The organism is Gordonia sp. ABKF26, from assembly GCF_041103195.1.
In the GTDB taxonomy this organism is placed as follows: domain Bacteria; phylum Actinomycetota; class Actinomycetes; order Mycobacteriales; family Mycobacteriaceae; genus Gordonia; species Gordonia terrae.
The window spans coordinates 598587-621266 of sequence record NZ_JBGCVZ010000003.1; the positions used below are offsets into that span (position 1 = coordinate 598587).

General features: G+C 68.1%; 17 protein-coding genes. 13 read left to right on the top strand and 4 right to left on the bottom strand.

Going from position 1 to position 22680, the window contains the following annotated elements; genetic code table 11:
• Nucleotides 1-74: 74 nt before the first annotated feature.
• The 6 genes from AB4Z55_RS03285 to AB4Z55_RS03310 all read left to right on the top strand — a co-directional run bounded on the left by AB4Z55_RS03285 (nt 75) and on the right by AB4Z55_RS03310 (nt 8621).
• On the top strand, nt 75-2216 hold the full coding sequence (locus tag AB4Z55_RS03285) for a heavy metal translocating P-type ATPase (protein ID WP_369520971.1): 2142 nt from the start codon (nt 75-77) through the stop codon (nt 2214-2216).
• Nucleotides 2209-3549, top strand: a complete 1341-nt coding sequence (locus AB4Z55_RS03290; RefSeq protein WP_369519133.1) for a carboxylesterase family protein — start codon at nt 2209-2211, stop codon at nt 3547-3549. Before AB4Z55_RS03285 ends, AB4Z55_RS03290 begins: the two co-directional genes overlap by 8 nt.
• A 241-nt stretch (nt 3550-3790) precedes the next feature.
• Entirely contained in the window at nt 3791-5647 is a 1857-nt protein-coding gene (locus AB4Z55_RS03295; RefSeq protein WP_369520972.1) for an ABC transporter ATP-binding protein, read from the top strand.
• Nucleotides 5644-7404 carry an ABC transporter ATP-binding protein gene (locus AB4Z55_RS03300; protein WP_369519134.1) on the top strand — a complete coding sequence of 587 codons (1761 nt, stop codon included), beginning with the start codon at nt 5644-5646 and terminating at the stop codon, nt 7402-7404. Before AB4Z55_RS03295 ends, AB4Z55_RS03300 begins: the two co-directional genes overlap by 4 nt.
• A 24-nt stretch (nt 7405-7428) precedes the next feature.
• Nucleotides 7429-8091 (top strand): TetR/AcrR family transcriptional regulator, encoded by a 663-nt coding sequence (locus AB4Z55_RS03305; protein WP_369519135.1) that lies wholly within the window; start codon nt 7429-7431, stop codon nt 8089-8091.
• A 125-nt stretch (nt 8092-8216) separates the two neighbouring features.
• Complete coding sequence (locus AB4Z55_RS03310; protein WP_369519136.1) at nt 8217-8621, top strand: VOC family protein; 405 nt, start codon at nt 8217-8219, stop codon at nt 8619-8621.
• Nucleotides 8622-8742: 121 nt separating this feature from the next.
• Here AB4Z55_RS03310 and AB4Z55_RS03315 read toward each other — a convergent pair whose 3' ends face one another.
• A complete protein-coding gene (locus tag AB4Z55_RS03315) occupies nt 8743-9585 on the bottom strand; it encodes a class I SAM-dependent methyltransferase (protein ID WP_369519137.1) in 843 nt (280 codons plus the stop codon).
• A gap of 68 nt (nt 9586-9653) precedes the next feature.
• Nucleotides 9654-11411 carry a CocE/NonD family hydrolase gene (locus tag AB4Z55_RS03320; RefSeq protein WP_369519138.1) on the bottom strand — a complete coding sequence of 586 codons (1758 nt, stop codon included), beginning with the start codon at nt 11409-11411 and terminating at the stop codon, nt 9654-9656.
• Nucleotides 11412-11506: 95 nt separating this feature from the next.
• Here AB4Z55_RS03320 and AB4Z55_RS03325 point away from each other — a divergent pair, with 95 nt between their 5' ends.
• The gene (locus tag AB4Z55_RS03325; RefSeq protein WP_354562486.1) at nt 11507-12121 is read left to right on the top strand and encodes a TetR family transcriptional regulator; all 615 of its coding nucleotides are present in this window, start codon (nt 11507-11509) and stop codon (nt 12119-12121) included.
• A gap of 57 nt (nt 12122-12178) precedes the next feature.
• On the opposite strand, the gene AB4Z55_RS03330 is transcribed toward AB4Z55_RS03325, so the two are convergent.
• Nucleotides 12179-13906 (bottom strand): FAD-dependent oxidoreductase, encoded by a 1728-nt coding sequence (locus AB4Z55_RS03330; RefSeq protein WP_354562488.1) that lies wholly within the window; start codon nt 13904-13906, stop codon nt 12179-12181.
• A gap of 148 nt (nt 13907-14054) precedes the next feature.
• Between AB4Z55_RS03330 and sigJ the strand changes: the two genes are divergently transcribed.
• Complete coding sequence (sigJ, locus tag AB4Z55_RS03335) at nt 14055-14972, top strand: RNA polymerase sigma factor SigJ (RefSeq protein WP_004021107.1); 918 nt, start codon at nt 14055-14057, stop codon at nt 14970-14972.
• An 82-nt stretch (nt 14973-15054) separates the two neighbouring features.
• Here sigJ and AB4Z55_RS03340 read toward each other — a convergent pair whose 3' ends face one another.
• A complete protein-coding gene (locus AB4Z55_RS03340; RefSeq protein ID WP_354562489.1) occupies nt 15055-15792 on the bottom strand; it encodes an SDR family oxidoreductase in 738 nt (245 codons plus the stop codon).
• Nucleotides 15793-15930: 138 nt separating this feature from the next.
• On the opposite strand from AB4Z55_RS03340, the gene dinB reads away from it, so the two are divergent.
• The 5 genes from dinB to AB4Z55_RS03365 all read left to right on the top strand — a co-directional run bounded on the left by dinB (nt 15931) and on the right by AB4Z55_RS03365 (nt 22680).
• The gene (gene dinB / locus AB4Z55_RS03345; protein ID WP_369519139.1) at nt 15931-17139 is read left to right on the top strand and encodes a DNA polymerase IV; all 1209 of its coding nucleotides are present in this window, start codon (nt 15931-15933) and stop codon (nt 17137-17139) included.
• Between the two features lie 59 nt (nt 17140-17198).
• The gene (locus tag AB4Z55_RS03350; protein WP_369520973.1) at nt 17199-18803 is read left to right on the top strand and encodes a CitMHS family transporter; all 1605 of its coding nucleotides are present in this window, start codon (nt 17199-17201) and stop codon (nt 18801-18803) included.
• A 113-nt stretch (nt 18804-18916) separates the two neighbouring features.
• Nucleotides 18917-20650, top strand: a complete 1734-nt coding sequence (locus tag AB4Z55_RS03355; RefSeq protein ID WP_248644073.1) for a sensor histidine kinase — start codon at nt 18917-18919, stop codon at nt 20648-20650.
• Nucleotides 20647-21312: a response regulator gene (locus AB4Z55_RS03360; RefSeq protein WP_239402984.1), complete on the top strand. Its 666-nt coding sequence runs from the start codon at nt 20647-20649 to the stop codon at nt 21310-21312. The genes AB4Z55_RS03355 and AB4Z55_RS03360 overlap by 4 nt, the downstream gene beginning before the upstream one ends.
• A 60-nt stretch (nt 21313-21372) precedes the next feature.
• Nucleotides 21373-22680: a TrpB-like pyridoxal phosphate-dependent enzyme gene (locus tag AB4Z55_RS03365; protein ID WP_239402983.1), complete on the top strand. Its 1308-nt coding sequence runs from the start codon at nt 21373-21375 to the stop codon at nt 22678-22680.

Sequence of the window (22680 nt, forward strand, 5' to 3'; positions counted from 1 at the left end):
CTGCGCCGACGTACTCGCCGGAGTTGCCACCGATCGACATCGTCGTCCGGTCGTCGGCGGCGGGACGGGTCCGCATGACGGTCCCGTGGCTGCGGATTCCCGATCGGGCCGCTGCTGACCGTCGTGCCGTGGCCGTCGAGGAGAGTGTCGCCCGGGTGACGGGCGTACGGGCCGTGCACGCCTATCCGCGGACGGCCTCGGTCGTCGTGTGGTTCCGAGCCGACACCGACCCGGAAGCCATCGATCACGCGATCGCGGCGGCCACGCACGCAGACTTCGCCAATGTGCCCGATCGCGCGCCGCATTCGGCTGACGTCACCAACGCCGACCTGTTGCGGATGGGCATCGGCGCCGGGGCACTGGTCCTGCTCGGTTTTCGTCGCTACGGTTTCCGGCGTCCGCCGCTGCTCGGTCCGGCATCCCGCACCGTCGCCACCGGTGTCACGATCTTCTCTGGTTACCCGTTCCTCCGGGGTGCGCTTCGATCCCTGCGCGGGGGCCGGGCCGGTACCGATGCGCTGGTCTCGGCGGCGACCATCGCGAGCCTGCTGCTTCGTGAGAACGTGGTCGCGCTCACCGTGCTGTGGCTGCTCAACATCGGCGAGTTTCTCCAGGACCTCACCTTGCGCCGCACGCGTCGCGCCATCACCGACCTGCTTCGCGGCACCCAGGACACCGCGTGGGTGCGCCTCGCCGACGGCACCGAGGTGCAGGTGGCGATCGACGCCCTTCACGTCGGTGATGCGGTGATCGTGCACGAGCAGGTCGCCGTCGCGGTCGATGGCGTGGTCGTCGACGGCGAGGCGGTGGTCGATCAGTCCGCGCTCACCGGCGAGAACCTTCCGGTGACCAAGCACGTCGGTGATCGCGTACAGGCGGGCTCGGTGGTGCTCACCGGCCGCGTCGTGATCGAGGCCGACGCCGTCGGGGACGACACGTCGATCGGTCGCATCATCAGCCGGGTCGAGGAAGCACAGCGCGACCGCGCTCCCATCCAGACGGTCGGGGAGAACTTCTCCCGACGCTTCGTACCCGCGTCGTTCGCGTTGTCGGCGCTGACCCTGCTGGCGACGCGCGATCTCCGTCGAGCGATGACGATGCTGCTCATCGCGTGCCCGTGTGCCGTGGGACTGTCCACCCCGACCGCCATCAGCGGGGCCATCGGGAACGGTGCCCGCCGCGGCATCCTGATCAAGGGCGGATCGCACCTGGAGATCTCGGGGCGGATCTCGGCGGTCGTCTTCGACAAGACGGGCACGCTGACCGTCGGCCGTCCGGTCGTGACGAACGTGGTGTCCTTCTCCGACGCCTGGCAGCCCGAACAGATCCTCGCGTATGCCGCCAGCTCCGAGATCCATTCGCGTCATCCGCTCGCCGAAGCGGTCATCCGCTCCACGGAGGAGCGTCGGATCGAGATCCCGACGCACGCCGAGTGCGAGGTCATCGTCGGACTCGGCATGCGCACCCGCGCTGACGACGGGCGCGTGCTCCTGCTCGGCAACCCGTCGCTTCTCGACCGGCACGGCGTCGCCATCTCCGATGCCGCCATCGACTGGGTGGATCGACTGCGACATGCGAGCGAGACCCCGCTCCTGCTCGCCGTCGACGGCACCCTGGTCGGGTTGGTGAGCCTGTCCGACGAGCTGCGTCCCGAGGCGCGCGAGGTCCTCGACGCGCTGCGCGCCGATGGAGTCACCGAGATCGCCATGCTCACCGGCGATCACCCGGTCACCGCCGCGACCATCGCGGCAGAGCTCGGCATCGAGCGGTGGGCCGCCGAGGTCACGCCCGACGACAAACTCGCGGTCGTGCGTGAACTGCAGGCGCTCGGTCACGTGGTCGCCGTGGTGGGGGACGGCGTCAACGACGCCCCCGCACTGGCCGCTGCGGACATCGGCATCGCCATGGGCCTGGCGGGTACGGACGTCGCGGTCGAGACCGCGGATGTCGCACTGGCCGGTGACGATCTGCGCAAGTTGCTCGACATCCGCGACCTGGGCACGCACACGGTCGAGGTGATCCGCCAGAACTACGGGATGTCGATCGCCGTCAACGCGCTGGGGCTGGTGATCGGTGCCGGCGGCGCACTGTCCCCGGTACTGGCCGCAGTGTTGCACAACGCGTCGTCGGTTGTGGTGGTGCTCAACAGTTCTCGACTCATCCGCTACCAGGTCGAGGCGACCCCACGCCGCACCGAGGAGTCCCACCGTGCCTGACCTACCGCTGACCAGCCCGACCGTCGAGTGTCCCGCGGGGACGATCATCGCTCGTGTGGACGGAGACGTCCTGCGCGCCACCGGTATCCGCTACGCGCACGCGGCGCGCTTCGAAGCGCCGTCGGCGCAGCCGCCCGCTGACGAGCCGATCGACGCGACGTCGTGGTCGCCGGCCTGTCCCCAGCGCGACGGTGAGGGAATCGTCCACAGCACCTTCGGCGACGCCGCACTCGGCGAGATGGTCGGCGACGAGCATGCGCAATATGTCTCGGTCACCGTGCCGGCCGATCGTCGCCCCGACGAGGTGCTTCCGGTCATGGTCTGGATTCACGGTGGGTCGTACATCATCGGCGCCGCCGATGCGCCGTGCCACGATCCGGCGGCGCTGGTGGCCGAGCAGCGGGTCATCGTCGTATCGGTGACCTACCGCCTGGGGTTGTTCGGATTCCTCGGGGACGGTGTCAGTCGCCCGGCGAATCTCGGCCTGCTCGACATGATCGAGGCCCTGCGCTGGGTTCAGCGCAACATCGCATCGTTCGGCGGCGATCCCGACACCGTCACCGTCTTCGGCGAGTCGGCGGGCGGAGACGCGATCGCACAGCTGATGGCGGCCGACGGCGTGTCGGGTCTGTTCCACCGCGCCATCGTGCAGAGTGCGCCACTCGGCATCACCCGCCGGCGCGAGCGGCTGCATGCGGACATGTTCGCCGCGTCGCACCAGGTGTCGGAGTCGGCGACCGTCGACGAGGTCCTGGCCGTCCAGGAATCGATGATGGGCCTCAAAGCGGTGCTGCAGCACGGCCTTCCCGCGTTCATGTCCTTCGGTCCGCAGTACGGCCACCATCCCTTGCCGCCCGAGGGCGAGGTGGACGCGGTGTGGGAGCAGCGCGCCCGCGACGTCGAGCTCCTGATCGGGTGGAACAGCCGCGAGGCCGCGTTCTTCACCGCCGCGATCGGTGGGGTGTCGTCGCTGCCTGCGATACCCGTGGTCGGCACCCGGCTGTACGAGTGCCTCGTCCAGCAACTCACCCGTGCCATCTACACGTCGGCCGCCGATCGCTTCGCGCGGCGTCACCGACGGGCCGGCGGAAAGGCCGCCCAGTACGTCATCGACTGGGGCGCAGCCGATCACCCACTGCGCTCAGGGCACACGGTGGACATCCCGCTGCTGTTCGGGACCCCGGAGATCTGGACCGGCGCCCCGATCCTGGCCGGCCACGACGCCGAACGGGCCGCGGCGGACGGCAGCCGGCTGCGTCGGATCTGGGCCGACTTCGCCCGCGACGGGTGGACCGCACCGTCGGATGTCCCCGGCCTCATCCGCTTTCCCTGACCCGCGCGGTTCACAGCGCCGACGCGCACCGTTCCCGCAAGCGCCGAGCGCCGTCCCCGCGGCCTCGCTACGAGTTCGTGGATTCGAGGTCTTGCGTCGCCGACCCGTGCCCCCTATTGTGAACGGCGTTCACTAATAAGTATGGCAACCCTAACTTCGGCGGACGCGGCCACGCCGCGGAGCTGCGTCGGGTTGCCGCGTCGACGGGACCGCCATGACGACCACCGCGTTCTCCGAAGCCATGACTTCGGACGATCCGCCCCGCGAGCCACCGACAGCAGCAGCACAGAAAGACCAGCTCAAGGCCGGGTCCCGTGCGCTGAAAGACCTGCTGCGGCCGGTGGCGGGGTACCTGACCATGGGCCGTGTACTGGCCGCGATGTCCGGCATCCTCGCCGTGGTTCCCTACATCGCGCTCGTGCACATCGGTGACGTCCTTCTGGACGCGTACAACTCGGGTGTCGCGGTGGACGGCGACGAGGTCGCCAGGTGGGTACGCATCCTCGTCGTCACCTTCGCACTGCGACTGTTCGTGTACTTCGTCGCGCTTCTCGTCACCCACGTCGCGGACATCAAGTTGGGCCACCGGGTTCAACGCCGGTTGATCCAACGGTTCGCCCGAGTGCCGTTGGCATGGTTCACATCCACGAACTCCGGCCGCGTACGCAAAGCGGTTCAGGACGACATCGGCACCATTCATCACCTGATCGCCCACCAGCCGGTCGACGGGACCAACGCCGTGGTGATGCCTGCTGCACTCATGGTGTACGCCTTCGTGATCGACTGGCGACTCGGTCTGCTCGCCATCGCGACGCTGCCGCTGTACGCCGCATCGATGATGCTGTCGATGCGCGGCATGGGGGAGAAGACGGTCGAGATGGACGAACGGTTGTCCTCGGTGTCGGCGCGGATGGTCGAGTTCGTGACCGGCATCGCCGTGGTGAAGGCCTTCGGTCGTGTGGGACGTGCGCATCGCAGCTACCAGGAGTCGGCGGATGAGTTCTACGACTTCTACGTCGACTGGGTCCGCCCGCTCATTCGCGTGGCCGCACTGGGCACCTCGTTCCTGGCGGTGCCGCTCGTGTTACTGGTCAACCTCGGTGTCGGGGCCGTGCTCGTCCATCACGATGTCGTCACCACCGCCGACGTCCTCGCCACCGCTCTCATCGCCTTGCTGATCCCGTACGCACTCGAGACGATCATGCACTCGACGTGGTCGCAGCAGATCGCGGGTGCGTCCGCGCTCCGCCTCGTCGAACTGCTGGACACCCCGACACTGCCGTCGGCCTCTGACGAGGAGGGTCGCCAACCGGCCTCGCACGAAGTGGTTTTCGATCGCGTCAGCTACGCGTACGATTCCGCCCCGGATGCGGCGCTCGCCGTCGACGACGTCAGTTTCACGCTTCGGCAGGGCTCGGTCACTGCCCTCATCGGACCATCCGGCTCCGGCAAGTCGACCCTGGCGACGTTGCTCGCGCGATTCGACGACCCTCGATCGGGCAGCATCACGCTCGGCGGTATCCCGATCCGGGAGGTCACGGACCTGTACGCGCATGTGGGTTTCGTGCTCCAGGATCCGCAGCTGATGAGTATCAGCATTCGGGACAACATCGCGCTCGGGCGTCCGGGTGCTTCCGAAGCCGAGATTCGAGAGGCCGCGGCGGCGGCTCGGATTCTCGACGACATCGATTCACTGCCACACGGTTTCGACACCGTCTACGGTGCCGGTTCCGGGTTGTCCGGAGGTCAGGCGCAACGTGTGGCGATCGCGCGGGCACTGCTCGTCGACGCGCCGGTTCTGATTCTCGACGAGGCGACAGCTCTCACCGATCCCGAGTCCGAACATCAGATCCAGCAGGCGCTTTCATCGCTTGCGCGCGGCCGCACCGTCCTGGTCATCGCGCACCGACCGGAGGTCATCAAGGGCGTCGACCAGATCGTGGTGGTCGATGGCGGCCGAGTGGTTGCCACCGGCACGCACGAGGAGCTGCTCGACGACCCGGCGTACGCGCACCTCTGGCGAGCCACCGGTGCGCAGGCCCGACTCGACGACACGCACACCACCGACGCCGACACCATCGAAGGAGCCCGGTCATGAGTCTGCCTCTGCTCGACATAGTCCCGCGTATGCAGCGGATGGTCTCTCGCCCCGAGAACATGCGCCCGGCGATCGCGGCGAGCGTCATGGTCGGCGCGGTCGAAGGTCTCGCGCTGGCATCGTTGCTGCCGACGGTCAGTGCACTCGCCCAGGGGACAGCGGTGTGGGGACTCGGCTTGGCGGGCTGGCTATGGGTCCTCGGTGTCCTCTCGGTGGCCAGTTTCGGTCTCAACTACTTCGCCGAGAAGGCGAATTACGCGGTGGCACTGGACTTCCTGAGAAGCCTGCACCGGCTCGTCGGCGACCAGGTCGCAAAGCAACCACTCGGCTGGTTCGCGCGTCCGCTGGCCGGGGCGCTCTCCCGGATGGTGTCCACCGAGCTGATGTCGGCCGGCGAGATCTTCGCGCACATGTTCGGTCCGTTGGTGTCTCGCAGTACGTCCGCCGCGGTGATCATCGTCGCGGCGTGGCTGTGGAGTCCGGCGTTGGGAGCGATCCTCACCGTCGCCGTGCCTGTCTTCGCCGCGATCACCCTTGCCTCGACCGCGTTCATGCGGCGGGGACGTTCGATGCACGAGTCTCGCGAGGTGTTCCTCGCGAACCAGGTGGTGGAATACGCGCAGTGCCAAGGGTCCATCCGATCGTGCGGACGCAGCGACGACCACGCGCCGCTGCAGAATGCCCTGGGCCAGGCGTATTCGGCAAAGATGCGGGGGTTGTGGCTCGAGACCATCGGGATGTTGCTCAGCGGGGTCGTGACGCAAGGTGTGATCGTCCTTCTCATCACCGTCACGGGGTCGCTCGCGGTCGACGGTGATCTGGAACCGATCCCGGCGCTGGCCTTCATGGGACTCGCTCTGCGCTTCACCTCGACCTTGCAGGCGATCACCACCAGTGCCATGGCCCTGGAATCGCGACGACCGATGCTCGACGGTCTCGACGAAGTCCTCACCGCCGTGGCGTTGCCCGAACCCCGCACGGCCCCTGTTCTTTCCGCGCCGGCGACGGTGGAGCTCGACGACGTCACCTTCTCCTACGGCCCGAATGCCGAGCCCGCCCTGCGAAACGTGTCCATGACGGTTTCGGCGGGTTCGATGGTCGCATTGGTCGGACCTTCGGGCAGTGGGAAGTCCTCGATCGCGCGGGTCATCTGCCGCTTCTACGATGTGGACAGCGGGCGTGTGCTCGTGGGTGGCGTGCCCGTCACCGGGCAGAAGACCGAGCAACTCATGGGTCAGCTCTCGATGGTGTTCCAGGATGTCTATCTGTTCGACGACACTCTTGAGGCCAACGTCGGCGTCGGTCGCGCCGATGCCACGACGTCGGAGATCCGGGCCGCCGCCGATCTCGCCGGCGTCACCGAGATCGCCGACCGTCTGCCCGACGGCTGGTCCAGCCGGGTGGGTGAGGGCGGCCGCGCACTGTCGGGTGGCGAGCGCCAGCGCGTTGCGATCGCCCGGGCGCTGCTCAAGAAGGCCCCGATCGTCGTATTCGACGAGGCGACGTCGGCGCTCGACGTCGAGAACGAGGCGAACATCGTGGCGGCGGTCGAGAAGCTTCGGGAGACGGCGACGGTCGTCGTGATCGCTCATCGGCTCTCGACGATCGCGCGGGCCGATCGGATCGTCGCGCTCGGAGCCGACGGCCGTGTCGAGGCGCAGGGCACGCACGAGGAGTTGCTCGCCGGGGGCGGCACCTACGCGAAGTTCTGGCAGCGGTTGGAGCGGGCGCAGGGTTGGCAGCTGACCAATCAGTGACAGCTGACCGATTAGTGTTGGAGCATGGATCGACAGGCCCGAACGACCACCACCGGCGTCAAGACCGCCGGCAAGAAGGTCGGCCGGAAGCCGGCTTTCACCGAACAAGACGTGATAGCCGCGGTGCTCGAGGAGGGCATCGACCGCTTCACCCTCGCCGGCGTCGCCAAGCGCCTGGGCGTCGTGACCGCCGCGATCTACCGGCTCTACGGTTCGCGTGAGGACATCGTCGTCGCCACCCTGGATCACATCGCCGCGACCTTCCGTGTTCCCGATGCCGACGCCGACTGGCAGGCGGTTTTGCGGCTGTGGGCCGACGAGTGTTGGCGGCTCTGTGATGATTTCCCGGGCCTCAGTCGCGTCGTGTACAGCTATGCGCCCGCGTTCACCCGCATCGAACACGTCATCGCGGAGTACGCGCGGTGTCTCGCACGGAGTGGAAAATCACCGAAACAGGCCATGTTCGCGCTCGACTTCGTCGGCGACACGGTCTTCGCCTGCTACCTGGGCGTCGAATCCTGGCGGAACCGTGACGACGGCGGCGTCTCGGGTTTCGACCAGGTGAAGGAGGTCGTGGAGCCCGGTTCGATCATCGAACCCCGCGAGGCCTGGCTGGAACGCGGTGCGGTGGACGTGAAGGTCGACTTCATCCTGGTGGGCCTGGAGCACTCCTGGCCCGAGATCTGATCGCGGCACCGCCGCTCACGGTGAACCCGGCGTCGATGACCCCGCCGATGAGTTTTCGACGCTGCACCTGTCTACCGTTCTGACCGTCCCACCTCGGGGCGCCGCCCCAACGAAACGGAGATCCGATGTCCCGCATGCTGTTCGTCAACACCACCGCCACCGACATCCCGGCCACGCGGGAGTTCTGGGCCGGCCTCGGGTTCGCGTTCAACGACGACTTCTGTGACGACACCACGCTGTGCCTGGTCGTCAACGAATCGTCATTCATGATGATCATGACCCCGGACAAGTTCCAGGGCTTCATCACCGGTGGGATCAGCGACACCGCAACCGAACGCGAAGTCCTGATGGCGATCTCGGCTGAGTCGCGGGACGCCGTCGACACTCTGGTGGACAAGGCGCTGGCGACCGGTGGCAGTCCGTGGCAGGAGACGCAGGACCACGGGTGGATGTACGGGCGGAGCTTCCGCGACCTCGACGGTCACGCATGGGAGGTCTCCTACATGGACCTCGCGGCCATGACGGAGTGACACGATCTGCGGTTGAGCCGGCCCTACCCCCACTGGTTGCGCCGAGTCGCTCTCTGCTGGTTGAGCCGGCTCCGACGTTGCTCGGCCGGCGGGGGGGCGGCAGGAACGGTGCGCGTCGAGATCAGTTCTCGGGGCGCCGGCCGACTCCGATCAGCGTGTCGCAGTCGACTTCGGTGATGCCCTCGTCGACCAGACGCTGCAGGAAGCCGGCCCGGACGTCGGCGATGGCGTCGGCGTCCATACCTGTCAGCGCACCCCTCAACCCGCTGCCCAGGACCATCGACCACGAGAACTCGTCGGTGCGCGGAATGCGCAACTCCAGAACGGATGCTGAAGCCTCCACGGCACCAATGGATTCCAACCACGCTGTGATCTTCTCCTCGGTGTCGATGCGCGTGATCGGGTGCGGCGGACCATCCGACGGTGCGCGCGGCCCGGGCGGCGGAGGCGTCTTGGTCACCCGCGCAACCTCGTCGAAGTAGGCCCCGGTGAAGTCATAGAGGGCATCGTCGTGCCAGACCGCGACCGCGATCCGCCCACCCGGGCGCAGGAGCGTCAGGAGATCGCGCACGGCCGCGTCCATGTCCGGGAGGAAGAAGACCCCGAAACCGCAGGTGAGAACGTCGTACCCACCGGTGTCGTCACCTCGACCGGCGAGGGTCGTCACATCCTCGACCCGGAAATCGATGTTGCGCAGTCCCGCCGCAAAGGCGCTGATCCGCCCGCGGTCGACCAGGTCCGCGGCGAAATCGACTGCTGTGACGTGTCCGTCGGGGCCGACCACGCGCGCCGCGGCCAGTGCGCTCGCTCCGGTGCCGGAACAGACGTCGAGTACCCGGTCGCCCAGGGCGGTCCGCCCCCGCGCGACCAACGTCTCGCCGGCCGGGCCCCAGACAAGTGGCGTCACCAGATCGAAGTCGGAACTGGCCGAGTTGAAGGTCTCGGCGATGCTGGGTCGGGCCATGATGTCAGCGTAGCCGTGTTGAGAACGATTCCCGATAAAGTGGTCGACGTCATATGCCGCATGTCGTGTCAGTGCGCGGGCCGGACCGCCGTCACCGGAACCAGCAGTCGTGATGGCGTATCGCCACCCCAATGGACCGTGGTCCGTCCGCGCGATCCGCGTTCGTACGCTGCGGGTGCGTTCCCGGTCAGCGGATTTCGCGGCCACAACCACCGTCCCGCGACAACGAGTCGCAGTTGCTCGCCTCGGCGGAACAGGGTGGCGGACGGGCCGAGCGGGATGTCGACCGGCACGACCTCACCGGCGGCGAGTGGGCGCCTCTGCTCGTACCCGGCGACAGGCGCGGTGGGTGTCGACAGCTCGGGGTCGAGGTCCCGCATGGAGGCTCGCATCCAGCCGGTGGTCACTCGGTCGCGGCCGAACCCGTACGAACCCTCGAACGGGACATACTCTGCGCCGCGCCACTTCTCGATGCCGACGTACAGGTCGACATCGTCCGCGTCGTCGACGGAGACGAACAGGCGTAGAGTTGCCGATCCGCAGATCTCGGTGTCGGCATCGAACGTGATTCCGAATCGCACTCCGGTCTTCGCCGGATCGAAGAAGATCGAACCGGCCTCGGGCGCATCGGGTGTGAGTCCGGAGTGGCCGAGGTGCAGCGATGTCCACTGCGTCGAGGCCGGTGGCCACTGGGACTCGTCGCGGACCTCGACCACCGAGTCCCGGCTGTCACGGACCTCGAGCCGGACGGTCGGCAACGCAGGCGCCGTGTCATCTGCGCGTAGATGTCGTGCCAGGAAGTCGATCTGAGATCGCTGCGCCTCGTCGGAGTAGAAAGTGGCCCATTTGCCGCTGCGGTGGGTGTACAGGTGTCGTTCGGTGGAGCTGATGTTCTCGAAGGCGCGCATCGATCCGGGGCTGTGGAGATTGTTGTCGGAGAAGCTTCCGCAGATCAGTGCCGGTACCTCGATGGCGGCCAGGTCGGGTACGAGAGAACGCCAGTAATCGTCGCGGGTGGGATGTTCGGCGGACTCGGCGCCGATGTCGTAGGCCAGGCGGTTGCTCTTCACGCCCCGGCTCCACATCTTGACGAAGCCCGTCTCACGAATTCCGCCGGGACGCAACAGATCCCGGTACGCATCGGAGAAGCCCTCCCAGGGGACGATGGCGACCAGATGAGGGGGCCGGGTCGCCGCCGCCTTCCACTGGGTGATCGCGAGATACGAGACCCCCATCATCGCCACCCGGCCGGTGCTCCACGGCTGGATGCCGGCCCATTCGATGAGGTCGTGGACGTCCTCGCCCTCCTGGTCGGCGAAGGGGCGGCCGACGCCGTCGGAATGACCGCAGCCACGCAGGTCCGCGTTCACCACCGCATATCCCTGCGCGGTCCAGAACGCGGGATCCGGTGACTCCCAACTGGTCAGCGCAGAGAAGCGCACCGGCGCGGTCTGCCGGAGGGCGCGGTACTGGAACGGCAACGTGTAACCCCTGACGAACCGCTTCCTCGTCGGGAGATTGTCCTTGCCGTACGGGTGCGCGCAGAGGACGACCGGAAACGGCCCATCGCCGACGGGGCGGTGGACGTTGGCCCGCAGCACTGTTCCGTCTCGTGTGCCGACCTCGACATCCCGCTCGACCACCAGGGACTGTGCATCGGGCTCGACGACCTCGACCGGCGGCCAGGCGATTCCACGCAGCCGCGTGAGTGCGTAGCGCCCGGCGCCCGGGCGGCGCCACGGTCTGTCGGGTGCCGCGGCGTCGGCCGGCTGCGGGGCTGCCCCGGCGAACGGTGTACCGGCGCTGTCCCGCGCTGTCTCTGCCATGGGATACCTCGGAGGTGGTCGTTGCGGAAGATTGTCTCACCATACGGTGAAACTCTGACGAGGGGCAAGAGAAATTTCACGCTATGGTGAGACTCATGGCTAAGGCGGAGTCGAGAAGCCGGGCGACACCCGGGCCGCGGGACGAGCGCGGGGTGCTCTCGGGCCGGATCCTGGCGGCGGCCCGCAACGCGTTCGCGACGACCGGTTGGTCTGGGACGACGATCCGTGGAGTCGCGCGGGACGCGGACGTCGATCACGCGCTGGTGTACCACTACTTCGGGTCCAAGGAGGGCCTGCTCGACGCGTGTACCAACCCGCCCGCGGTGTGGCTGGAGGGGGTCGCCCGGACCTGGGAGGCGCCGCGCGACGAACTCGGGGCGACGCTGCTGCGCTACATGATGGACAGCTGGGCCGACGAGGAGATCGGACCGATCCTTCGGGCGGTGCTGCAGACGGCCGCGCACGAAGAGTCCACCCGGGCCAAACTCCGGATGATCGTCGAACGAAGCCTGATGGGTGTGTCGGGTCTGGGCGCCGACGACGAGGAGCTCCGCCTCCGCAGTGGCATGATCGCCACGCAGATCACGGGTTTCGCGATGATGCGGTACATCTGGGCCGTCGAACCGATGGCGTCGATGACCCCTGATGAGGCGGTCGCGGCAATCGCGCCGAATCTCCAGCGCTACATCGAGGGGGACCTGACCGGATGAGGGTCGTTCCCTGCCGGGTGTGAGCCGGCAGGGATTCCCGGTTCCTCCGTGGGTGCGCTACTCGACCAGTTTGCCGACGGTGGACACCTCGCCGATCAGGTCGGCGATCTCTGGGGGAACCGGTGCGATGGCTTCGCGCACGATCCCATTGGGCGACCAGACCAGGTTCATCTGGAGGCTCGGATCGAGGTCCGGGTAGTCGCTGCGGTTGTGACACCCGCGCGTTTCACGGCGTTCGATCGCGCTCTCCATCGTGGCGCGCGCGGCGAGTGCCGCGGACTTCAGGTCGAAGGCGTGGGCGAGGTCTGCGAAGCCCGCGATGTCGGGATGCACACCGACGTCGCTCATCCGGGTCTCGATCTCGTCCAGTTCGGTCAGTCCCTTTCGCAGCCCCGTCTCGTCTCGTACGACGCCGGCGTGGTCTGTCATGGTCGTGCGGATCGCCCGCTGCAGTGCCCGCACGTTCTCGTGCCCGTCGGCGGCGAGTAGCGCGTCGATCTCGGACCGGGCTTCGGCAACCGCTTCCGGCGAGCGCCGCTGCGCGTCGAGCCCGGCCGAGTACGCGGCTGCCGCACGACCGACGAGGTGCCCGTAGACCAGGAGTTCGATGAGCGAGTTGCCGCCGAGCCGATTGGCTCCGTGCAGACCACTGGCGGCCTCGCCGAGGGCGTAGAGACCGTCCACCCCGGTACCGTGGTCCTGCGGACGTACCCACACCCCGCCCATCGAGTAGTGGGCGGTCGGCGCTATCTCGATCGGCGATTCGGTGATGTCGAGCATCTGTAGTTCCAGCAGCGCCTGATAGACGCGGGGCAGGCGGGTCATGATCGTCTCCCGGGGCAGGTGTGAGACATCCAGCCACACACCACCGTTCGGTGTCCCTCGGCCCTCACGGATCTCGGTGTAGGCAGCCAACGCGACCCGATCTCGGGTGGAGAGCTCCATTCGTTCCGGGTCATACCGCGCCATGAACCGCTCGCCCACAGCGTTGGTCAGGATGCCGCCCTCGCCGCGAGCTGCTTCGGAAACCAGTGTGCCCGCGGCATTCTCCGGTTCGAGGAGACCCGACGGATGGAACTGCACCAGTTCCGCATCACGGATCCGCGCGCCTGCGTCCACCGCGAGCCGGAAGGCGTCGCCGGTGTTCTCGTCGCGCCGCGACGAGGTCCGCCGCCAGATCCTGGTGTGCCCACCGGCTGCGAGGATCACGGCGTCGGCGTGGATCAGGTACCGGGTCCCGTCCTCGAGGTCGAAGCCGTAGGCGCCGAACACGACATTGTCGCGGACCAGGATTCGGGTGATGTAGACCGTGTCCAGGATATGCAGGTCGAGTTGCCGTGCGCGGCGGACGAGCGCTCGCTGGATCTCCAGACCGGTGTAGTCGCCGGCGAACGCGGTCCGGCGGTATGTGTGTGCGCCGAAGAACCGTTGCGAGAGCCGGCCGTCGTCCTCGCGGGCGAACCCCATCCCGTAGCGCTCGAGGTCCCGGATGCCGCGCTCGGCGCCACGCGTGACGATCTCCACCGTCTGCGGGTCGGCCAGGTAGTAGCTCTCCTTGATGGTGTCGGCCGCGTGTTGCTGCCAGGTGTCGGCCGAGTCCATCGTTGCCAGTGCAGCATTGATACCGCCCGCCGCCAGGGACGTGTGCGCGTCCATCCGCGGTCGCTTGCCGACGGCGATCACATCGACGCCGTTCTCCGCGAGTTCGATGGCCGCCCGCAGACCCGAACCCCCGGTACCGATGACGAGCACCGACGTCGACAACTGATGTTCCCTGGTCTTCATTGTGACCCTCCTCGAATCGTTCTCAACACTTCTGACGACGTGGGGCATGTGGATGTGAGGCCTCGCGGTTGTGAGTAGCCCCACCTCACCGGCCTGGCCGGCGCGTCGTGGCAGAGGCAGCCGGCCGCCGAGGTGGCATGATCCGGTCATGAGCGACGGGATCGACGCGGTACCGGCACATCTGGGCGATGTGCAGGACGAACGTCGACGGTTGCAGGCGATGGCGTATCGGATGACGGGCACGCTCGCCGACGCCGAGGACGTGGTGCAGGAGACGTACCTGCGGTGGTATCGGATGTCCGAGGACGAGCGGGCCCAGATCGAGAATCCGGCGGCCTGGTTGACCCGAGTCGGCAGCCGGGTCGCCCTCGACCTGCTCGGCTCCGCGCGAGTCCGGCGTGAACGCTACGTCGGAGAGTGGCTGCCGGAACCCGTCCCGGCAGACCTCTTCGCCGGGACCGCCCCACTGACGGACCCCGCCGAGAGGGTCACCCTCGACGAATCGGTGAGCACGGCCCTGCTCGTGGTGCTCGAGGCGATGACACCCGCGGAGCGCGTGGCCTTCGTGCTGCACGACGTCTTCGCGATGCCTTTCGACGAGGTCGCTGCCATTGTGGGGCGGTCGTCCGCCGCGACCCGTCAGTTGGCATCGACCGCGCGACGGCACGTTCGCGCCCAGCGGTCGGTGGCCGTGCCGAGGTCCGCCCACGACGCGGCTGTGCAGAAGTTCCTGGCGGCCAGCCGCGGCGGAAACCTCATCGAACTGCTGGAGGTGCTCGCACCCGACGTCGAGTTGCGGACCGATGGTGGTGGTGTCGTCAACGCCGCGCGTCGTCCCGTGCTCGGGCCACAGAACGTCGCGCGCTTCATCCTCGGGGTCCTCGTCAAACAACCGGACCTGCGGTTCGATCCGGTGGCGACCCCCGACGGTCTCGCATACCGATTGTTCTCCGAGGACATGCTGTATGGAGTGGTGAACTTCCGTGTCGTCGCCGACCGGATCGCCGACGTCTGGTTCGTCGTCAACCCGGACAAACTCACCAGTTGGATGCACGAAGCCGTGTGAGCGGCCCACCCACCGGTTGCGCGGACCGTTCGCCGAGCCCGTCGTGGACTGTCCGCGACGGGCTCGGGAACGTCATTCGCGGTCAGTCGACCGTCGGGATGCCCGGGACGGGGTAGCGAACGGTCCCCGTGCGATGCGGACCGCGCGGGACCAGAGCATCGGGTGCGCCGTCGTCGTCCGCGGTGATGACCTCGCGTGGGTCACCGTTCGCCGCGAGCGTGGCGCGCAGCAGGTCGTCGAGGTGGAAGCGGTCCGGTCCCGCGATCTCGACGACGTCGTCGACTTCCGGACTCGTCGCGACCTCGGCGAGGAGTGCCACCACCTCGGAGAGCTCCACCGGTTGTATGAGCGACGGCGACCCCACGACCTTGCCGTCGTGGACGAACTGCTCGGCGAGAACCGGGATGTAACCGTGGAACTGCGTCGCCCGAACGATCGTCGAGCGGATGGGTCCCTCCCGCAGGGCTCGTTCTTGCGCGACCTTGCCCGCGTAGTAGCCGTTCGCCGAAGCGTCCCCCGCACCGACACCGACGATCGACAACACGACGTGGCGTCCGACTCCCGCGCTCTCGCCCGCCGCGGTCAGGTTGTGTGTCGTCGTCTCGAAGAAGTCGATGGCCGCCTCGGCGTCGAACTGGTTCGTGTTGAGCACGTTGACGATCGTGTCGACCCCGACGAGCGCTTCGGCCAGTCCGTGACCGGTGACGGCATCGACCCCGTCGTTGCGGCCACCGAGGACGACGTCGACGCCCCTCTGCTGCAGCACCTCTGCCAACGGTCCGCCCACGCGGCCACGGCCTCCGGCGATGAAGATCCTCACGTCTCACTACTCCTCTCACGGCATCGTCCGATGCTCTGCGTCTCTGACGACGCAGCCCGCTCGGGTGTGAGCCCCAGGTGGCGGGTCTGTGAGTCACCACGCTGGTGCGTGTCCGACGGCCATGCGAACATGTGTTCTATGCACATCGAGCGGCGGGAGCGGCGTGACGCGTCGATCCTGCACGCCGATCTCGACTCCTTCTATGCGTCAGTCGAGCAGCGGGACGACCCTTCGCTCCGTGGTCGGCCCGTTCTCGTCGGCGGCGGTGTGGTCCTCGCCGCGAGCTATGAGGCCAAGGCCCGGGGTGTGCGGTCGCCGATGCCCGGCCACGAGGCGCGTGCGCTCTGCCCCGATGCGGTCGTGGTCGCCCCACGATTCGAGGCCTACATGGAGGCCAGCCGTGAGGTCTTCGACATCTTCCACGACACGACACCGGTGGTGGAGGGGATCTCGGTCGACGAGGCGTTCCTCGACGTCGGCGGGCTGGGTCGCATCAGCGGTACGCCACGCGACGTTGCGACGACGATCCGAAGCCGCGTCCGGGACGAGGCCGGACTGCCCATCACGGTCGGCGGCGCACGCAGCAAGTTCCTCGCCAAGGTCGCCAGTGCGGTGGGCAAACCCGACGGCCTGTTGATCGTCGAACCGGGAACCGAGCTCGACTTCCTCCATCCGCTTCCGGTCCGCAGGCTCTGGGGAGTCGGTCCGGTGACCGAGGCCAAGCTGCACGACGCCGGAGTCGAGACGGTGGGTCAGCTGGCCGAGCTGGGGGAGCGGTCGTTGCGCGGCATCGTCGGTTCAGGGGCCGGACGGCATCTCTTCGCCCTGTCGCTCGCCCAGGACCCGCGCCGGGTGGAAACCGGCAAGCGTCGCAGCTCGATCGGGTCGCAACGTGCGCTCGGCCGGCGCCCGAAATCCGAGGCCGACCTCGAGGCGACGGTCACCGCGATCGTCGAGCGTCTGGGCAAACGCCTCCGATCGGCCGAACGGGTCTGTCGGACAGTCATTCTGCGATTGCGCTTCGACGATTTCACCCGTGCCACCCGATCCCGGACGCTGCTGGAGCCGACCGACCGCACCGACATCGTCATGGCCTCGGCGCGCGGACTCCTCGCCGACGCCATGCCGATCATCCGCGAGCGCGGCTGCACCCTGGTCGGGCTGTCGCTGACCAACCTCGACGACCACGACAACATCCAGCTGGCCCTGCCCTTCGACACCGATCATGCCGAGGAACTCGACGCGACGATGGATCTCCTGCGCGACCGGTTCGGGCGCGATTCGGTCACCCGCGCGGTCCTGATCGGTCGCAACCACGGTGACGACGCGCCGATGCTGCCCGACTGAGGATTTCGTGGCAACAGAGCGCGCCATGTCCGCATGGTGACCACGCATCGCAGTCACGGATCGGGGGCGCGCGAAAAGCGCACAACGATTCTTATGCGCTCAAGCGTGACTGTGATGGCCGCTACGCCAACACTTCTGTTGTGACCACCGATGTGGTCGTCCTCACATCCGCTTCAGAAACGAGCAAGACAATGTTGGTAGCACTCGGCCTCGGGATGGTCGCCACCTTCATGGTGCTGATCATCACCAAGCGGGCGACGCCCGTCGTGGCGCTGATCCTCGTCCCCGTCGCATTCGGCCTGTTCGCCGGTGCCGGTCTCGACATCAGCGACATGATCACCGACGGCATCAAGGACCTCGCCCCGACGGCGGCGATGCTGTTCTTCGCGATCATCTTCTTCGGCATCATGATCGACGTCGGGCTCTTCGACCCGGTGGTTCGGGCGGTCGTCCGCGCGGTGCACGACGACCCGGCACGTCTGGTGGTCGGCACCGCGGTGCTCGCCGGCGTCGTATCCCTCGACGGTGACGGTTCGACGACCTTCATCATCACGACGGCCGCACTGCTGCCGCTCTATCTGAAGCTCGGTGTCAGCCCCGTCGTCCTCACCGTCGTCGCCGGACTCACCAACGGCACGATGAACATCCTGCCGTGGGGCGGTCCCACCGCCCGCGCCGCGAGCGCGCTGAACATCGACACCAACGATGTGTTCGTCCCGATGATCCCTGCGCTGGCGGCTGCCCTCGTCGTCGTGCTGCTCTTCGCGTACCACCTCGGTGTCCTCGAACGTCGCCGCATCGGCAAGCTGGAGATCAGGGACTCGCTGCTCGCCCCGAAGGAAGAGGCGCTGGTCGCCGCCGGTGGCGGAACCGGGTTGCCGCCCAGAGGTCGTCGGGCACGCGGTTCGGGTTCGGCGGGCACCGGCTCGGCCGGTCACGACGACGCCCCCACCGGTGACCACGACCTCCGCCGCCCCGTCGCGAACCCGGATGACGACGACCGCGACGCATCCTTCTCGGGCGTCCTCGACCCCAACCGGGAAACCCTGCGTCCCAAGCTCTTCTGGGTGAACGCCGGCCTCACCGTCGCCCTGCTGGCCATCCTCGGCGCCGACATCGTGGCCATCCCCGTACTGTTCATGGTCTTCGCCGGCATCGCCCTGGCCATCAACTTCCCGCACATCAAGCAGCAGCAGGAGGCCATCACCCGGCACAGCTCGAGCATCGTGTCGGTCGTCGCCATGGTCCTCGCCGCCGCCGTGCTCACCGGCGTCTTCAACGGCACCGGAATGGTCAATGCCATCGCACACTGGCTCGCCGACGGCATTCCCGACTGGATGGGCCCCCACATGGCCATCGTGATCGGCGTGCTGTCGATCCCGCTCACCTTCCTGATGAGCAACGACGCCTTCTACTACGGAGTGCTGCCCGTGCTGTCCGAGACCGCGACCCGCTACGGCATCGACCCCACGGAGATGGCCCGCGCGTCGATCACCGGTCAGACCGTGCACATGCAGAGCCCCCTCGTCCCGGCGATCCTGTTGCTGGTCGCGCTGGCCGGGGTCACCCTCGCCGACCATCACAAGAAGGTCTTGTGGCGGGCCACGGTCGTCTCCCTCGTGATGCTGGCCGTCGGAGTCCTGGTCGGGGCCGTCCCGTTCTGACCCGGCATCCGGTGACGAGGGTCCACCTCCACCCGCACACGGCGATCCGTCCCCGACGGGTCGCCGTGTCGGCGCGCCCGCCATGCCCGACGACACAGCACTAGGCTGACGTCATGCGTTTGCGGACGCAGGTGCTGCTCCTGCAGCTGGCGGTGATAGCGGTCAGCCTCGTGGTCGGGTTCGGTCTGCTCATCGCCGGAGCCGACGACCGGGTGCGCGACGAGTATGCCCAGCGCGCGCTGGCGATCGCCCAGTCGGTCGCCGCCGACGCCGAGGTCCGCAGCGAGGTGGCCGCCCATCCCGGCACCCAGGTGGATGCGGCCGACCTGCTCGACGGACCCCTCCAGCGGCAGGCCGCGGCGGTGCGGGCCCGAACCGGGGCCCTGTTCGTCGTCATCGGCAACGATCGCGGCATTCGTCTCGCTCATCCGGAGGCGTCGGAGCTGGCCAAGACGGTCTCCACCGACCCGTCGAAGGTGCTGTCCGGATCGGACGAGGTCAACACCGACCGGGGCACCCTCGGTGAGTCGGTCCGCGCGAAGGTCCCGGTGCTGAGTGCAGACGGCACCGTCGTCGGGTTCATCAGCGTCGGGGTCTCCACCGAACGGCTCGGCTCCGAGACCCGGAGCGACATCATCGCGACCTCGCTCCTCGCACTCACGGCACTCGGCATCGGCGCAGTGGGTTCGGCACTGCTGGCCCGGCGCTGGCGTCGGCTCACCCTTGGATTGGAGTCTGACGAACTGGCCGAACTCGTCCGGGAGCAGGGTGCGGTGCTCCATTCGATGGCCGACGGCGTGCTCGCCGTCGATGCGGACGGCATCGTCCGGGTCGTCAACGACAGAGCACGCGGACTGCTCGACATCGATGCGCCTGTCGGCACCCCGGCCGCCGAACTCGGCCTCACTCCGCGGGTGGCCGCAGTCCTCGCCACACCGACCGACGAGCCACTCGCCGCGAGTGTCGGCGAGCGGGTCGTCCTGGTGAGCTCACATCGCGTGCGCGCCGACGGACGCGACCTCGGCATGGTGCTGTCGGTGATCGACCGCACCGACGTCGAGGCGCTCAGCCGCGAGGTGGACTCGATCCGATCGATGAGCACCGCCCTGCGTGCGCAGCGCCACGAGACGGCCAACCGGATGCACGTACTCGCGGGCCTCCTCCGGCACGGGCACGCCGACGAGGCGCTCGCCTACCTGGACGAGGTCACCGGGACCGGGCCGGGAGGGCCCTTGCTCGCCGGGCTCGACAACGTGCGCGAACCACATCTGCACGCCTTCCTCGACGCCAAGGCGGCCCAGGCACGCGAACGCCGGGTCACCCTGCGGTTGGGTGACCAGACCTGGCTGCAGGGTTTCCTCACCGAGCCCGTCGTCGTCACCACCGTGCTCGGCAACCTCGTCGACAACGCCATCGAGGCTGCAGGTTCGGTCGATGCAGTCGGGCCCGGCCCCGCTACGGGCGAGGTCGAGGTCGAGGTGATCGCCGACGGCGACACCATCCTGGTCACCGTCGGGGACTCCGGGCCGGGCATCTCCTTCGACGAGCCGGACGACGTCTTCGCCGAGGGCGCCACGACCAAGTCGGGCGCGCTCGTCCCCGGCGGCCGCGGGATGGGCCTCGCCCTGGCCCGCCAGATCGCGCGTCGGATCGGTGGTGACGTGTGGGTCGCCGATGCGGGCGGGGCGGCTCACGACGGTGACGCGGGACCGCGCGGGGCCGTGTTCGTCGCTCGACTGCCGGGCGTCCTCGCGCCGACGGACGGTTCCGAGGCATTCGAAGGCCTCGACGAGTTCGGCGCCACCGCTGGATCGAACGACACCGACAAGCCGGGAGGCCTCTCATGACCGATGACCTCGGCGTCCTGATCGTCGACGACGACTTCCGGGTCGCCGCACTGCATTCGATGATCGTCGACGCGGTGCGGGGGTTCACCGTCCGGGCGCGTGCGGGGAGCATCGGTGCCGCCCGGCAGGCGGTGGCCGAGCACCCCGACATCGATCTCGCGCTCCTCGATGTCTATCTGCCCGACGGTTCGGGCATCGACCTGGTCGCCGAGCTCGACTGCGACTGCTTCATCGTCGGCGCCGAGACCGACGCGTCAGCGGTGCGCACCGCGATGCGTGCCGGTGCGCTCGCCTACTTGATCAAACCCTTCGACGACGCCGACCTCGCGCGCCGCCTCGCCGGTTACGCCCAGTACCGGCGGGTGCTGGCGGGGGCGAACGTCGACCAGCACGCCGTCGACTCCGCGCTGTCGGCACTGCGCTTCGGCACCCGCGCCGCGGACCGTGCGGAGAGTGGCTCGTCGACCGAACAGCGCATCCTGGCGTTGTTCGACGCCGGTACGTCGTTGTTCGCCGACGACGTGTCCCGCGAGATCGGCATCGCGGCACCGACCGCGCGCCGGCACCTGGCGAACCTCGTCGCCGCCGGGCGCCTGACGATGTCGCTGCAGTACGGCACCACGGGCAGGCCGCGGCAGGAGTATCGGCTTCCCGGGGCGTGAGGCGCGGGGATCGTTCGGCACCGGTCACCGGCGTGGGCGCGAGGATTAGAGTGGTGACCCATGACAACGCATGTTCGAACCGGTGCCGAGAATCCGGATCTGATCACGGTGGGCGTCCCTACGCATTGGTACAACCTCGCGGCGGAGCTCGACACCCCGATCCCACCGCACCTGCATCCGGGCACCAAGGAGCCGGTCGGTCCCGACGATCTCGCCGCGCTGTTCCCGAGCGGACTCATCGCGCAGGAGGTCTCCACCGAGGCCTACATCGAGATCCCCGAGCCGGTGCGCGAGATCTACCGCATGTGGCGGCCGTCGCCGTTGATCCGCGCGCGCCGTTTCGAAGAGGCGCTGAACACCAAGGCGCGGATCTACGTGAAGTACGAGGGCGTGAGCCCGGTCGGCAGCCACAAAACCAATTCGGCTGTCGCACAGGCGTATTACAACAGCCTCGACGGCGTGACCAAACTGACCACGGAAACCGGGGCCGGTCAGTGGGGCAGCGCGCTGGCGTTCGCGGGCGCGCAGTTCGGCATCGATGTCGAGGTGTGGCAGGTCCGCGCCTCCTACAGCTCGAAGCCCTACCGGGGGTTCCTGATCCGCACCTACGGTGGCACCATCCACCCGAGTCCCTCGGAGCTGACCGAGTCGGGGCGTGCGATGCTCGCCAAGGATCCGAACACGACCGGGAGCCTCGGCATGGCCGTCAGTGAGGCCGTCGAGGTCGCCGCCGCGAATCCCGACACCCGGTACGCGCTGGGCAGCGTGCTCAACCATGTGGTGCTGCACCAGAGTGTGATCGGGCAGGAAGCCGTCGACCAGCTGAACTCTGTGGAGCCCGACGGCGCCGACGTCGTGTTCGGTTGCGCCGGGGGCGGTTCGAACCTCGCCGGGCTGTCGTTCCCGTTCCTGCGGGAGAAGCTGCACGGGCGCTCGAATCCGCGGGTCGTCGCCGCCGAGCCCGCCGCATGTCCGTCGATCACGCAGGGGGAGTACCGCTACGATCACGGCGATGTGGCCGGGTTGACACCCTTGCTCAAGATGCACACGCTCGGAATGGATTTCGTGCCCGATCCGATCCATGCCGGTGGTCTCCGCTACCACGGCATGGCCCCGGCTCTGAGTCACACGGTGGAGCTCGGACTGGTGCAGGGCGTCGCCATCTCCCAGCACGACGCGTTCACCGCGGGTGTGCAGTTCGCAAGGACCCAGGGCATCGTCCCGGCCCCGGAGTCGACGCACGCGATCGCGGCCTGCGCCGCGCACGTTGCCGACAGCGACAAGGAAGAGGTCGTCGTGATCGGGTTGTCGGGTCATGGACAGCTGGATCTGCCCGCCTACGCCGAGTTCCTCGAGGGCAACTTCTGA